This window comes from Mycobacterium sp. SMC-2, from assembly GCF_025263485.1.
Taxonomy (GTDB): domain Bacteria; phylum Actinomycetota; class Actinomycetes; order Mycobacteriales; family Mycobacteriaceae; genus Mycobacterium.
On record NZ_CP079863.1, the window covers coordinates 3,154,094 to 3,167,631 of the forward strand.

Here is a 13,538-nt window from a genome sequence, read left to right on the forward strand (position 1 = left end):
CGTCACATGGTCTTACGTAGTACCAGCAGCGAATGTCCGGGCACCGAGACCTTCTCTTCAGCCTTCACCAGCTGGTCGGCGTCACCGGCCGGATGGTTGGTGTCCAGTTCCACGGTCCACTCCTGGGCATAGTCGTTGTTCGGCATCACGAATTGCACCGGCTCTTCGCCGGCGTTGAAGCACAACAGGAATGAGTTGTCCACCACCCGTTCACCGCGTGCGTTGGGTGCGGTGATGGCCTCGCCGTTGAGGAACACCGCCACACACTTGTGAATGCTTGCGCCCCAGTCCTCATGCGTCATCTCGCGGCTACTGGGATTCAGCCAGGCGATATCGCGGACCTCTTCGCCGCTGCGGATCGGCTCACCCTCGAAGAACCGGCGCCGGCGGAACACCGGGTGGTTCTTGCGCAGCGTGGTCACCTTGCGCGCGAATGTCAGCAAGTCCGAGTTCTTGTCGACCAATGACCAATCCATCCAGGACAATTCGGAGTCCTGGCAGTAGACGTTGTTGTTGCCGTTCTGGGTGCGCCCCAGCTCGTCGCCGTGCGCGATCATCGGCGTGCCCTGGCTGAGCATCAGGGTCGCCCAGAAGTTGCGCATCTGGCGATAGCGCAGCGCGATGATCTCCGGGTCGTCGGTCGGTCCCTCGACGCCGCAGTTCCACGAGCGGTTGTGGCTTTCGCCGTCGCGGTTGTCCTCGCCGTTGGCCAGGTTGTGCTTTTCGTTGTAGGAGACCAGGTCGTTGAGCGTGAACCCGTCGTGGGCGGTGACGAAGTTGATGCTGGCGCTCGGGCGCCGGCCGGTCGCCTCATACAGGTCCGACGACCCGGTCAGCCGGGACGCGAACTCGCCGAGGGTTGCGGGCTCGCCCCGCCAGTAGTCACGCACAGTATCGCGATACTTCCCGTTCCACTCGGTCCACAAACCCGGGAAGTTTCCGACCTGGTAGCCACCCTCGCCGACGTCCCACGGTTCGGCGATCAATTTGACCTGGCTGACGATCGGATCCTGCTGCACCAGATCGAAGAACGCGCTCAGTCGATCCACGTCGTGCAGCTCGCGAGCCAGCGTGGCGGCGAGGTCGAAGCGGAACCCGTCGACGTGCATCTCGGTCACCCAGTAGCGCAGGGAGTCCATGATCAGCTGCAGGACGTGCGGGTGGCGGGCGTTGAGGCTGTTGCCCGTGCCGGTGTAGTCCTTGTAGAGGCGCAGGTCCTCGTCGACGAGCCGGTAGTAGGCGGCGTTGTCGATGCCGCGGAAGTTGATCGTCGGGCCGAGGTGATTGCCTTCAGCGGTGTGGTTGTACACCACGTCGAGGATCACCTCGATCCCCGCCTCGTGTAGGGCGCGCACCATGGATTTGAACTCGGCGACGCTGGCGTTGCGGTTGGCCGCGTACTGGTTGTGCGGCGCGAAGAACCCGAAAGTGTTGTAGCCCCAGTAGTTTCGCAAGCCCAGGTCCAACAGCCGCGAGTCGTGCATGAACTGGTGCACCGGCATCAGCTCCAGCGCGGTGACGTTGAGCGACTTGAGGTATTCGATGATCACCGGGTGCGCCAGCCCGGCGTAGGTGCCGCGAAGCTCCGGGGGAATGCCCGGATGGGTCTGCGTCATGCCCTTTACGTGGGCCTCGTAGATCACCGTCTCGTGGTACGGGGTCAGCGGCGACCGGTCGGAGCCCCAGTCGAAGAAGGGATTGCTCACCACGCTGGTCATGGTGTGGCCTAGCGAGTCGACCATCGGGGGAATCCCGGGGTCGGCGTCGTCACCGTCCGGATTGACGGCCTTCAGGTCATAGGAGAACAGCGCCTGCCCGAAGGTGAAATCGCCGTGGAAAGCCTTGCCGTACGGATCGAGCAGCAGCTTGCTTGGGTCGCACCGGTGGCCGGCGGCCGGGTCGAAGGGCCCGTAGACACGAAAGCCGTAGCGTTGTCCGGGGGTGATGTTCGGCAGATAGGCATGCCACACATAGCCGTCGACCTCGTCGAGGGGAATCCGCGACTCCGCTCCGGCGTCGTCGATCAGACACAACTCGACCCTCTCGGCTATCTCGGAGAACAACGAGAAGTTGGTTCCCGCACCGTCATAGGAAGCACCGAGCGGATAGGGGGTCCCCGGCCACACGGTGGCCAGTTTGGGCTGTTGATCACCAGCAACGCCTGTTTCTGAAGCGTAATTGTCGGTCGGCACCATCTGACCTTATCCGCGCTCGGCGGCCCCGGGGGCCCTCACCACCACCCGGTGTTTGCCGCGATCTGGCGGCCCAATTCGCCCGCCATGGTCCGCACGTAGGTGGGCGTGAGGTGATGGGAGCCGTGGTAGATCAGCACGTTTCCCTCGACCGGGCGGCACACGTCGGCGCGGCAGATCGCGTCGGACATGTCGAGCACCTTGAGCAGCGGGAACTGTGTGACGAAGTCGAGGGTCTGGTTACGGTCGGACAACGCGTCGGAACGCTTCATCGCGCACGACTGGGGGTTGCCACCCTTTTTCGCCAGGCAATCCGCCGGGTCGAACGGCTGGCCGTTCTTCACCAGCCATGGGGTGTCGCGCATGCCGAGGATCGGAATGTTGTTGTCGGAGAACCTCTGCCAGATTCCGATGTAGGTCGCCGGCATCACGTCGCCCGGCTTGATATTCCACGGCCGGGTCGTGGTGGTGAACACGTAGTCGGGGCGATCGGCGATGACCCTGGCCATCGTCTGCTCCACCCACTCGCGGCACTGCGGGTAGGCGGCGTTGTTGCCCATGATCAACGGGACTTCCTCGGTGGACAACGGGCAGCCCATCTTGAGGTACGTCACCACTTTGAAGTGATGCATCGTGCCGAGCAGGCTCAGCGCGGGCAACCAGTGTTCGGCATGCGACCCGCCCGCCAGCGCGATCGTGCGGTCGGCGGCCACGTCACCGTAGGTGCAAACGACGACCGCCGGGTTGATGAAGTCACTGATGCAGCCGTCCGCCGTGGAGGCCGGCAGGTCGTCCTTGACTTCCAGCACGCTGGGCCGCATCGGCAGCGCGGGCACCCGCACGTGTTCGGTCAGGGCGCGCGCCCCCGGGTAGTCCTGCGGGTTGAGCACGCTGAGCTCCTTGCCCGCGGCCCGCAGGACCGTGACGTGCTGGCGCCACGTGAACGACGTCGCGGTCAGCGTCACACCGAGCAGCACGATCGCCGTTCCGAGCGCCATGGTGGGGCGCGGCAGGCGGGCCAGCCACTGCGGTGCGGGCGCCGGCGATCTCGCGGCGGAGGCGCGGTAGCGCAGGGGGTCCTCGACGAGCCGGGTGGTCAGGTACGCCAGCAGCCCCGACACCAGCAGCACCCCGATGCCTTCGGCGAAGCTGGCGTGCCGGTGCCCCGTGAAAGACAGCCAGAAGATCAGCAGCGGCCAATGCCACAGGTACAGCGAGTAGGCCATCGCGCCCAGCGCAACCAGCGGGCCGGCGGCCAGCAGGCGATTCGGCAGCGGGTAGTTGGCGGCGGGCTCGCCCGGCAGGTTGGCCCCGGCCAGGATCATCAGCATGGTGGCCCCGACGGGCACCAGGGCCCACGGGCCGGGGAACTCCTTCACGCCGTCGATCAGGGCCCCGCAGGACAGGATCGCGGCCAGCGCGACCGTGGCGATGACGGTTCGCAACCACATCGGCCAGCGGATCCGCGGCACCAGCGCACCGACCAGCGCGCCGAGCAACAGCTCCCAGCCGCGCGCGAAGGTGTTGTAGTAGGCGGCCGCCTGGTTGCCCTGGTGCGCCACTATCGCGTAGACGAACGACGCCACCGTCAGCGCCGTCAGCAGCACCAGGAACAGGGCGCGCAGGTGGGCGCCCAGCGAACGCCGGAAGAGGTAGGCGCATCCGGCGATCAACAGCAGGAAGCCGACGTAGAACTGGCCCTGCACCGACATGGACCAGATGTGCTGCAGCGGGCTGACGGCCTCGCCCGCGCGCAGGTAGTCGGAGACGGTGTTGGCCAGCTCCCAGTTCTGGTAATAGCCGAGGCTGGCGAGGCTCTGGTCGGCGAAGGCCTCCCACCGGGTCTCCGGTTGCACCAGGATGGTCAGCACCGCGCACCCGGCCAGCACCACGACCAGAGCGGGGACCAGGCGGCGGACGAGCCGGATTACCTCCGCCCGCGGCGACAGGGTGACCGCCGGATTCAGCGCCGCGCGAATGATCTTGCCGCCGAAGAAGAATCCGGACAGCGCCAAGAACACGTCGACCCCACCGGAGACCCGGCCGAACCAGACGTGGAACACGGCGACCAACGCGATCGCGATACCGCGCAAGCCGTCCAGGTCGTAGCGATAGAACCCCGCATTGCGCGCTCCCGTAACGACCGGCTCCGCGGTCGTGACCGGTCGGGGAGGCGTGGACAGGGTCGGCATGATCGACCGCTAATTTACCGAAAACCGTCACCGGCTCCCGTCCAGGAGCAGGTGGCGGCGTTCGGAAGCCCCGGGACGAGCCGGGAGATTACCGGGTGGTGCCGGCGGCTGGGGGCAGGAACGGCGATTGCTGGGGCGGCAGCAGCTGCACCGGCGCCTGCGGAGCGGGAAGTTGCTGCGTCGGCAGCTGCCGTGCTGGCAGTTGCGGCAGCGGGGCCTGTTGCACCGGTGCCCGTTGCGCCGGGAGTTGCGGCAGCGGCGCCTGCTGCAGCGGGGCTTGCGCGGACTGCTGCTGCAACGGCGCCTGCTGCACCGGCGCCTGCTGCACGGGGGCCTGCTGTGTCGGGAGTTGCTGCACCGGCGGTTGCTGCAACGGCGCTAGCTGCGTCGGCGCTTGCTGCGTCGGTGCCTGCTGCGGCAGTTGCTGCGGCAAGGGCGCTTGCTGCGTCGGCGCCTGCTGCGGCAGTTGCTGCGGCAAGGGGGCTTGCTGCGTCGGTGCCTGCTGCGGCAGTTGCTGCGGCAGCTGCTGGGCCGGCACCGGGTCGACCCCGATGACGCGGACCAGATACGGGGCCATGCCGTTGGCCCGCACCGGCGAAACCTGGACGACGTCGCCCACCTCGAGCATCTGGTTGTTACCCAGGTACATCGCGACGCTTTGCGTGCCTTCGGGGCCGTAGAAGATCATGTCGCCCTTGCGCGCCTGCTGCGGCAGCACCTTCTGGCCGACCTTGTAGATCGCCCCGGAGGAACGCGGCAGCTTGATGCCCGCGCCGGCGTAGGCGTACTGCATCAGGCCCGAGGCGTCGAATCCGACGGTGTTGATGCCCGTTCCGGTGCCGCGGGTGGGCCCATTGATGCCGCCGCCGGCCCAGGAAAACGGCACGCCGCGCTGCGAGAGCCCGCGCGCGATCACCACGTCGGTGACCTGCTGGTAGTCCATGGCCCGGACGCCCGGGTCAGCGGTGGCGACCGCGGTGGCGACCACCGGGGCCGCCAGCATCGCCAAACCGATCGCGAAGGCGTAGATGCTTTTCATTTGTCTTGGCCTCTCAGGGGCTCACTGGCCTCAGCGCGGTGACCTCACGCGTCCGCCGCCGATCCATGACCTGGGCGACGACCCCCACGCTGGGGCCGGCGTCACTGCATGACACTTGCGGATGTGAACAGCGGGCGGGGCCCCTGTTTCACATCAGTCACTACAGCCACTCTGACAACAGAAGTTGTTAGCCGCCAGGTCGCGAGGGCATTTTTTGTCGTACCGTGACCGGACGGTGACTGGTCGGCCCAATCCCGTGTGCGCAGTTGTGATTTCGGTCTCAGTAATGCGCCGGTCGACCCGACCGCGGCGGCGCTGCGCCTACAGCCAATAGCGTTCGCTGAAGGTGGTCAGCAGGGCTCCGACGACCGAGCTGACCATGATCAGCGCCAGCGCCAGGACCGGCCAGAACGACATGTACCAGCCCTTCAGCATGGAAACGAGCGGGCCGATGACGGCGGCGGCGATCGCCGCACCGATACCGCCCCACACCACCGGCCGGATGTAGTAGTCGACACCGAACGGCACCGGCCCGCACGACTCGTCGGCGCACACGTGCTCGAGGAAGCCGAAAAGGCGATCCGGCCAGGTCGTCGCGGTGGCCAGGATGACGAGCGCGGCCAACAGCACGACGGTGGAGGCGACGTCCCACGGAGCCAGCCGAACCCGGATGATCCGCCTCGCTTCGCGCTCGTAATCGACCGGCGGCGAGTCGGTGCTCGCGGTCTCAGAGTCGCCGGCGGCGGGTTTACCGGGCGAATGCGGCGTGGCCATCGGCTCCCATGCTCCCCGATGGGCGGGCTTCGTGCGACTCGGCTGCTTTACCCTCGATCACTATGCCTGCGGCGAGGGCCGGGTTGACGCCCGAGCAGATCAGCGCGATCGACGCCGCGCATCTGTGGCACCCGTACAGCACCATCGGCGGCGAGGCCGTCGCGCCGGTGGTGGCGGTCGCCGCGCGGGGCGCCCGGCTGACCCTGATCCGGGACGGCAAGCCGATCGACGCGCTCGACGCGATGAGCTCCTGGTGGACCGCGATCCATGGGCACGGCCACCCGGTGCTGGACGCGGCGCTGACCGCGCAGCTGGGCGTGATGAACCACGTCATGTTCGGCGGGCTCACCCACGAACCGGCCGCGCGCCTGGCGCAGCTCCTGGTGGACATCACCCCGGCGGGGTTGGACACCGTCTTCTTCAGCGACTCCGGATCGGTGTCGGTCGAGGTCGCCGTCAAGATGGCGCTGCAGTACTGGCGCAGCCGCGGCCGGCCCGCCAAGCACCGGCTGATGACGTGGCGGGGCGGCTATCACGGGGACACCTTCACCCCGATGAGCGTCTGCGACCCCGACGGCGGCATGCACTCGCTGTGGACCGACGTGCTGGCGCGCCAGGTCTTCGCCCCGCAGGTGCCGCGCGACTACGACCCCGCCTACAGCGCCTCGTTCGAGCGGCAACTCGCCGAACACGCCGGCGAACTGGCGGCCGTCATCGTCGAGCCGGTGGTGCAGGGCGCGGGCGGCATGCGCTTCCACGACCCCCGCTACCTGCGCGACCTGCGCGAACTGTGCCTCCGGCACGACGTGCTGCTGATCTTCGACGAGATCGCCACCGGCTTCGGGCGCACCGGCGAGCTCTTCGCGGCCGACCACGCCGGGGTGAGCCCGGACATCATGTGCGTGGGCAAGGCGTTGACCGGCGGGTACGTCACCCTGGCGGCCACGCTGTGTAGCAGCGACATCGCGCACACCATCAGCGCCGGCGAAGCCGGCGCGCTGATGCACGGGCCCACCTTCATGGCCAACCCGCTGGCCTGCGCGGTGTCGGTGGCCAGCGTCGAGCTGCTGCTCGACCAGGATTGGCGCGCGCGGGTCGGCGAGATAGCCGCCGGGCTGGCATCCGGGCTCGAACCCGCGCGGGCCCTGCCCGGCGTGACCGACGTGCGGGTGTGCGGGGCGATCGGCGTCATCGAGTGCACCCGGCCGGTCGACCTGGCCATCGCCACCCCGGCGGCGCTGGGTTGCGGCGTGTGGCTGCGGCCGTTCCGCAATCTCGTCTACGCGATGCCGCCCTACATCTGCACCGACGGCGAGATCGCCCAGATCACCTCGGCGATGGTCGAGGTCGCGCGCCTCGTTGGCTAGCGGTGACGACCCCCAGCGCCCGGCTTCGCCGCGCTGGTGGTCGCCACTAGGCTGATCCCCAATGAGGGCACCGATCGAGACGTCACCGCTGGCCTGGCTGGAGGCGGTGGAGCGGCAGCGCCGCGAGGCCGGGCTGCGCCGTACGCTGCGGCCGCGTCCCGCCGTCGCCACCGAGCTCGATCTGGCCTCCAACGACTATCTCGGGCTGTCCCAGCACCCCGGCGTGATCGAGGGCGGCGTCGCCGCGCTGCGCATGTGGGGCGCCGGGGCCACCGGCTCCCGGCTGGTCACCGGCGACACCGAACTGCACCAGCAATTCGAGTCCGAGCTCGCCGAATACGTCGGCGCCGCATCGGGATTGCTGTTCTCGTCGGGATACGCCGCCAACCTGGGCGCGGTCGTGGGCCTGTCGGGCCGGGGTTCGCTGCTGGTGTCCGACGCCCTGTCGCACGCATCCCTGGTCGACGCCTGCCGGCTGTCGCGGGCGCGGGTGGCGGTCACGCCGCATCGCGACGTCGACGCCGTGGCGGCCGCCCTGGCCGCACGCGACGAGGAGCGCGCCGTCGTCATCACCGAGTCGGTGTTCAGCGCCGACGGCGCCTTGGCGCCGCTGCGGGAGCTGCACGAGGCGTGCCGCCGCCACGGCGCGCTGCTGATCGTCGACGAGGCCCACGGCCTGGGCGTGCGCGGGGGCGGGCGCGGGCTGCTGTACGAGCTGGGGCTGGCGGGCGCGCCCGACGTGGTGATGACCACGACGCTGTCCAAGGCGTTGGGCAGCCAGGGCGGCGTGGTGCTCGGGCCGGCGGCGGTGCGGGCCCACCTGATCGACGCGGCGCGGACCTTCATCTTCGACACGGGCCTGGCGCCTGCGGCGGTGGGTGCCGCGCGGGCCGCGCTGACCGTGCTGCGGGCCGAACCGTGGCGACCCGCGGCGGTGTTGCGGCATGCCCGCACGCTGGCCGAGGTGTGCGACGTCCCCGACGACCCGCAGTCGGCGGTGGTCTCGGTGATCCTGGGCGACCCGGAGGTGGCGCTGGCCGCCGCGACCGCCTGCCTCGACGCCGGCGTGAAGGTGGGCTGCTTCCGGCCCCCGACCGTGCCCGCCGGGACCTCCCGGCTGCGGCTGACCGCGCGGGCGTCGCTGGACGCCGCCGAACTCGAGATCGCCCGGCGGGTGCTCACCGACGTGCTTGCTGTGGCGCGCCGTTGACCGTCCTGGTCGTCACGGGAACGGGCACCGGGGTCGGCAAGACCGTCGTCACCGCGGCGCTGGCCTGTCACGCCCGCCAGGCCGGCATCGGCGTGGCGGTGTGCAAACCGGTCCAGACCGGCACCGACGCCGGCGACGACGACCTGGCCGAGGTCGCTCGGCTGTCCGGCGCGACCGAGCTGGCCGGGCTGGCCCGCTATCCGCAGCCCCTGGCGCCGGCCGCGGCGGCCGAGCTGGCCGGCGCGACGCTGCCCACCGCCGAACAGGTGCTGCGGGTGATCGCCGGCCTGGACCGCCCGGGGCGGCTGACGCTGGTCGAAGGGGCCGGCGGGCTGCTGGTCGAACTCGCCGCCGCGGGCATCACCCTGCGCGATCTGGCCGTCGAGCTGGGCGCCGCGGCGCTGGTCGCGGTCACCGCGGAACTGGGCACCCTCAACCACACCGCGCTGACCCTGGAATCGCTTGCCGCGCATAATGTTTCGTGTGCGGGGCTGGTCATCGGCAGCTGGCCGGCGCGCCCCGGGCCGGTGCAGACCTCGAACCGCTCCGCCCTGGACCGGCTGGGCGCGGTGCGGGCCGCGCTGCCGGCCGGCGCCGGATCGATGGACGCCGGGCAATTCGCGGACATGAGCGCGGCGGCGTTCGACCGCGACTGGGTCACCGCGCTGGTGCGCTGATGGTGCATTCCATCGAGCTGCTCTTCGACGACGACACCGAGGCGACGCTCCGCGGGCTCTGGGAGGCGCTGGCCGCCGCCGGGATTCCCAGCCAGGCGCCGGCCGGGCGGCCGCACGTCACCCTCGCGGTGGCCGACCGCATCGCCGAGGAGGCCGACGCCGCGTTGCGGCCGCTGGCCGAGCGGCTGCCGCTGGGCTGCGTCGTGGGCGCGTCGCTGCTGCTCGGGCGGTCCAGTGCGATCCTGGCCCGGCTCATCGTGCCGACGGCGGAGTTGCTCGATTTCCACACCCAGGTGCACCGGCTGAGCGGCGAGCACCTGGCCCCCGCGCCGGCCCCCACCAGCCTGCCCGGTCAGTGGACGCCGCATGTCACGCTGGCCCGCCGCGTCGGGGGGCGGGCGTTGAGCCGGGCGCTGCGCATCGCGGGGCGGCCCCCGCTCGTCGAGGGCAGTTTCACCGGCCTGCGGCACTGGAACGGCGAGAAGAAGGTCGACTACCTGATCCGCTAGCCGCCGAACAGCAGGTACAGGCCGGTGAAGGTGTAGCCGACCATGACCAGCATCATCGTCAGCTGGCCGGTGAGCTGGTGGCCGCTCGGCAGCAGCCGCAGGGCCTTGTCGTGGGCCGCGATGACCGCCAGGATGTGGCCGGTCACCACGCAGGCCACCTTGATGCCGGCCAGCACCGGCGGGTGGGTAGACAGCACGTAGGCGACCTGGTGGTGCGCCAGCCCCAGCAGGTTCCAGCCCCGGCCGAGGGGGTCGGCGAGCGCGAACACGGCCTGCTGCCCGCGCTCGACGAGGTAGGTCAGGTAGTGGGCGAAGATGTAGCCCACCACGATCGGGATCAGGGAGTGCGCCATCTGGCCGGGCAGGGCGCGGCGTTGCTCGGAGTCCACGCCGCCCGTGGCGCGCGCGGCGAGCGAAAACGTCACGGCCACAACGGAAATGAAGACAATCAGCCCGAGGGTTCGCAGTAGCGACGACGACAGCGCCGGCGTCAGGCCGACGTTGCGGGAGAGCCCGTCGGAGAAGCCGCGCCACGTCGGGGACGACGAGAAGCTGTCGAACGCCGTGGACCCGAGCAGCACCGCGAGCAGCAGCACCACGCCGGGCCGCACCGGCAGCGACGGCAAATGGTCGAGCGGGTTTCCGACGACGATTCGCCCGCTCTCCGGGTTGCGGCGGAACGGGGACAGGCGGGACACCGCCACGCTGTAAACCCCGAACGGGTCGGCCCGGGCCAACCAGCGCTGGCCGCACAGCCAGGCGCCCACCAGCATGGCCACGGCGTAGCCGCCCAGCCACGCCCGCACCGCCGGCAGCGACGCCGGGTTCGGGCTGGCCAGTTCCATCCAGACGAACGCGAACAGGCCCAGCGCGGCCGGGCGATAACCCCACCCGTCGGGATATGCCAGCCGCGGCCGGTGCAGGCGTTCGGGCGTGCCGCGCCGCAGCAGCAGGTAGACCGTCCGCATCGGCGAGAGGACCCGCCAGACGGGTCCGGCCAGCAGCGACAGCGCCACCAATCCGACCCACAGCAACACGTAGAACACGCCGAGCAGGGCGTTGGTCTCCGACCGCGGGCCCCAAACCCCGGCCGCCACCGCCCACGCCGTCAACACCAGCGCCAGCGCGGCGGCGGTCCACCGGGTCGCCCGTGCGTCGACCGCCGCGGTCACGGCGGCCGGCAGCGGGCGGCCGGGCTTGAGCGGATCAAACCGCGGCCGCCGCCAGGCGAAGGCGACCAGCGCGAAGGTGAACGTCAGCGCCCACGCCGCGCCGACCATCGCGTACATGTACGGGACCGGAAGGTCGCCGGACCCGCCGAGTCCGTGCGCGAGCACCACGGTCGCGCCGCCGGCGCTCACGGTTGGACTTGGATGGTCGCGATCGTCCGATCGAGGTGGTGCAGTTCCACCTCGACGTTGCCGGGTATGTCGACGCTGAACTGGAACGTCTGGTTGGGCGCCGCCGCGACCGCGAACTTGTGGTCGGGCGTCGAGTGCACGTGCAGCTCGTCGGGAGCGTCACTGGTCACGCGCACGGTGATCTGCTGGCGCACCTTGGCGTGTAGCTCGGCGTTGGTGGGGATGACCTGCCCCTTGGCAACCGTGACGTCGATCGTCGGGCCGGCGGCGGGGGGCTGGTTTGGTGAACCGCCGCAAGCGATCAGAGCCAACGCCAGAGCCGTCACCCACGCCGCAGCCAGGGTGCTACGCATCGTCATCGATCACGCCGCCCTGGGCGTCCCGGGCACGGTGTGCTTGGCTTCCTCCGGCCGCCTGGGGACGCTCTCGGAGTTGTTGATCCGCCCCGCGCCCCACGTCAGGGCGGAGATCACCATCAGGGTCAGGAACAGCACCACGATCCCCCCGGCGGTGAACAGCCAGGCCGGCGCGCTCTGGTCACGTTCGCGCTGCAGGATGGTGACCTCCAGGACGAACGGCCGCGTGCTGGACGCCAGCGCGGGGACCTCGGGCGCCGGGATGGCATCGTCCGCCGGCTCGTAGATCGGCACCGCGGTCATCGTGCGGCCGTCCTGCACCCGCAGCAGCGTCTTCCACGACCCCCACACCGGGACGGGCTGGGTGGACCGGTAGTGCCCCGGCCCGACCTTGGCGAGCCGGTCGATCACCAGGCCGCGGTGGTTCTCCATCCGCCCCTGCCAGGACAAGATGCTCAACCAGTCTGGACGGTCGCTGACCATCGAGGTCGGCGACATCCTCACGTCGGCCGACACCATCCGCTGCCCCGCGGGGCTGGGCAGGTCCGTCAGCGTGACGGTGGCGGTGTTCTGGCCCGGCACGATGATGTGCAGGCCGTTGGCCACCGCCCCGCCGATCACCAGCACAGCCGCCGCCACCACCGAGATGCCGACCCCGCGGCCCGGAAGCCGCTGGCGGGTGAGCACCATGCCGAAGAGTGCCCCGCAGGTCCCGGTGAGCACGGCGACCGGCACCGCCGTGGCCAGGGCCTCGCCCCACATGCTGGTCGGCCACGGGTAGTGATACACCGCGCCGATCCACAGCGACTCCAGCAAAAGGCCCACCGTCCCCACCGCCAGCCCGGAGACGGCGCCGAACACGACGGGACGCTTGAACACCGGCGTCAGCGCGACCAGCTCGACTACCAGCGCGGGACCCAGATACAGCGGGAACCAGTTGATCGGGGCGCCCAGGATGGGCCCGACCAGCAGTGCGACCCCGCCGCGCAGCGCGATGGCGAACAACGCCCCGATGATCGCGGCCCCGCGCCCCATCACCATTCGGGCGGCGACCGCCGCCAGCGCGGCCGCCCCAGCGATCAGCATCGGCTGTAACACCAGGCGGAACTGGGGGACACCGAAGTCGTATTCGATCTGGTACACCGACAACCCGATGAACAACCCGCCGAAGGACAGGTAGCGCAGGAACGTGATGAACGCGCCTTTCGCCGCGTCGGCGGCCTGTTGCGACTCGCCCTCGTGCTCGAGCATCAGCACCGCGAACAGCGAGAAGCATGCGCCGCCGATCATCATCAAATGGGTTGGGCCCCAAAGTGTTACGTCTTGACCGAAAATGCGGTGCCAGACGTCGTCGAGCGGGAACCCGATCATCGCGTACAGCCCGCAGCCGGCCATCAGCACCCCGCCGACCGGCGCGTGCCAGTTGCGCGTGATGCGCACCGCCGCCGGGCCGGGCTTGTCGAACGGCAGCACCACCGACACCATGCCGCCGAGGAACACCCCGAACAGGCCGATGATGATGAAATAGTGCGCCGGATTGGCCAGCGGGCCGGGGTCGCGGCCGTTGCCGATGTGCCAGCTGACGTCCCAGATGAACCCGAACAGCGCGCAGATGATCGACGTGGTGAAGATCAAAACCGGCAAGGCCACCCAATTGGGCCGGTGGAACTTCTCGCCCAGTTTGTCGGCGAGCCGGGTAAGCCACTGGATGCGGTGAGTGCGGTGCGCGTGGCCGACCCACAGCAACACCAGCGCGATCACCACCGCGGCGACCGACAGCCCGATCACCTGGTTCAGCCCGGCACCGCGCGCGGGCGCCTCGGCAACGAATCTCAGTTCCGTCGAGTTCATCGTCAAAACC

Annotated in this window: 10 protein-coding genes and 1 pseudogene; 4 read left to right on the forward strand and 7 right to left on the reverse strand. The window is 69.8% G+C overall.

Going from position 1 to position 13,538, the window contains the following annotated elements; all coding sequences use genetic code 11:
- Nucleotides 1-2: 2 nt before the first annotated feature.
- The 4 genes and pseudogenes from glgX to KXD96_RS14870 all read right to left on the reverse strand — a co-directional run bounded on the left by glgX (nt 3) and on the right by KXD96_RS14870 (nt 6,197).
- Nucleotides 3-2,195 carry a glycogen debranching protein GlgX gene (glgX, locus tag KXD96_RS14855; protein ID WP_260736706.1) on the reverse strand — a complete coding sequence of 731 codons (2,193 nt, stop codon included), beginning with the start codon at nt 2,193-2,195 and terminating at the stop codon, nt 3-5.
- Nucleotides 2,196-2,230: 35 nt separating this feature from the next.
- Nucleotides 2,231-4,384, reverse strand: a complete 2,154-nt coding sequence (locus KXD96_RS14860; protein ID WP_260736710.1) for an acyltransferase family protein — start codon at nt 4,382-4,384, stop codon at nt 2,231-2,233.
- 298 nt (nt 4,385-4,682) lie between these two features.
- Nucleotides 4,683-5,423: pseudogene (gene ripD, locus KXD96_RS14865) on the reverse strand (NlpC/P60 family peptidoglycan-binding protein RipD); the annotation flags it as partial.
- Between the two features lie 321 nt (nt 5,424-5,744).
- Nucleotides 5,745-6,197 (reverse strand): hypothetical protein, encoded by a 453-nt coding sequence (locus KXD96_RS14870; RefSeq protein WP_260736712.1) that lies wholly within the window; start codon nt 6,195-6,197, stop codon nt 5,745-5,747.
- 62 nt (nt 6,198-6,259) lie between these two features.
- On the opposite strand from KXD96_RS14870, the gene KXD96_RS14875 reads away from it, so the two are divergent.
- The 4 genes from KXD96_RS14875 to KXD96_RS14890 all read left to right on the forward strand — a co-directional run bounded on the left by KXD96_RS14875 (nt 6,260) and on the right by KXD96_RS14890 (nt 9,960).
- Nucleotides 6,260-7,564: an adenosylmethionine--8-amino-7-oxononanoate transaminase gene (locus tag KXD96_RS14875; protein ID WP_260736715.1), complete on the forward strand. Its 1,305-nt coding sequence runs from the start codon at nt 6,260-6,262 to the stop codon at nt 7,562-7,564.
- Nucleotides 7,565-7,625: 61 nt separating this feature from the next.
- Nucleotides 7,626-8,774 carry an 8-amino-7-oxononanoate synthase gene (locus tag KXD96_RS14880; protein WP_260736716.1) on the forward strand — a complete coding sequence of 383 codons (1,149 nt, stop codon included), beginning with the start codon at nt 7,626-7,628 and terminating at the stop codon, nt 8,772-8,774.
- Nucleotides 8,771-9,451, forward strand: a complete 681-nt coding sequence (gene bioD / locus KXD96_RS14885; protein ID WP_260736718.1) for a dethiobiotin synthase — start codon at nt 8,771-8,773, stop codon at nt 9,449-9,451. Before KXD96_RS14880 ends, bioD begins: the two co-directional genes overlap by 4 nt.
- Complete coding sequence (locus KXD96_RS14890) at nt 9,451-9,960, forward strand: 2'-5' RNA ligase family protein (RefSeq protein WP_260736719.1); 510 nt, start codon at nt 9,451-9,453, stop codon at nt 9,958-9,960. Before bioD ends, KXD96_RS14890 begins: the two co-directional genes overlap by 1 nt.
- Here the strand turns inward: KXD96_RS14890 and KXD96_RS14895 are convergent.
- The 3 genes from KXD96_RS14895 to KXD96_RS14905 form a co-directional block, all read right to left on the reverse strand.
- Nucleotides 9,957-11,249 carry a hypothetical protein gene (locus KXD96_RS14895; protein ID WP_396878804.1) on the reverse strand — a complete coding sequence of 431 codons (1,293 nt, stop codon included), beginning with the start codon at nt 11,247-11,249 and terminating at the stop codon, nt 9,957-9,959. The genes KXD96_RS14890 and KXD96_RS14895 overlap by 4 nt on opposite strands.
- A gap of 68 nt (nt 11,250-11,317) precedes the next feature.
- Complete coding sequence (locus tag KXD96_RS14900) at nt 11,318-11,680, reverse strand: cupredoxin domain-containing protein (protein ID WP_260736732.1); 363 nt, start codon at nt 11,678-11,680, stop codon at nt 11,318-11,320.
- Between the two features lie 3 nt (nt 11,681-11,683).
- Complete coding sequence (locus KXD96_RS14905; protein WP_260736734.1) at nt 11,684-13,528, reverse strand: hypothetical protein; 1,845 nt, start codon at nt 13,526-13,528, stop codon at nt 11,684-11,686.
- Between the last annotated feature and the right edge of the window lie 10 nt (nt 13,529-13,538).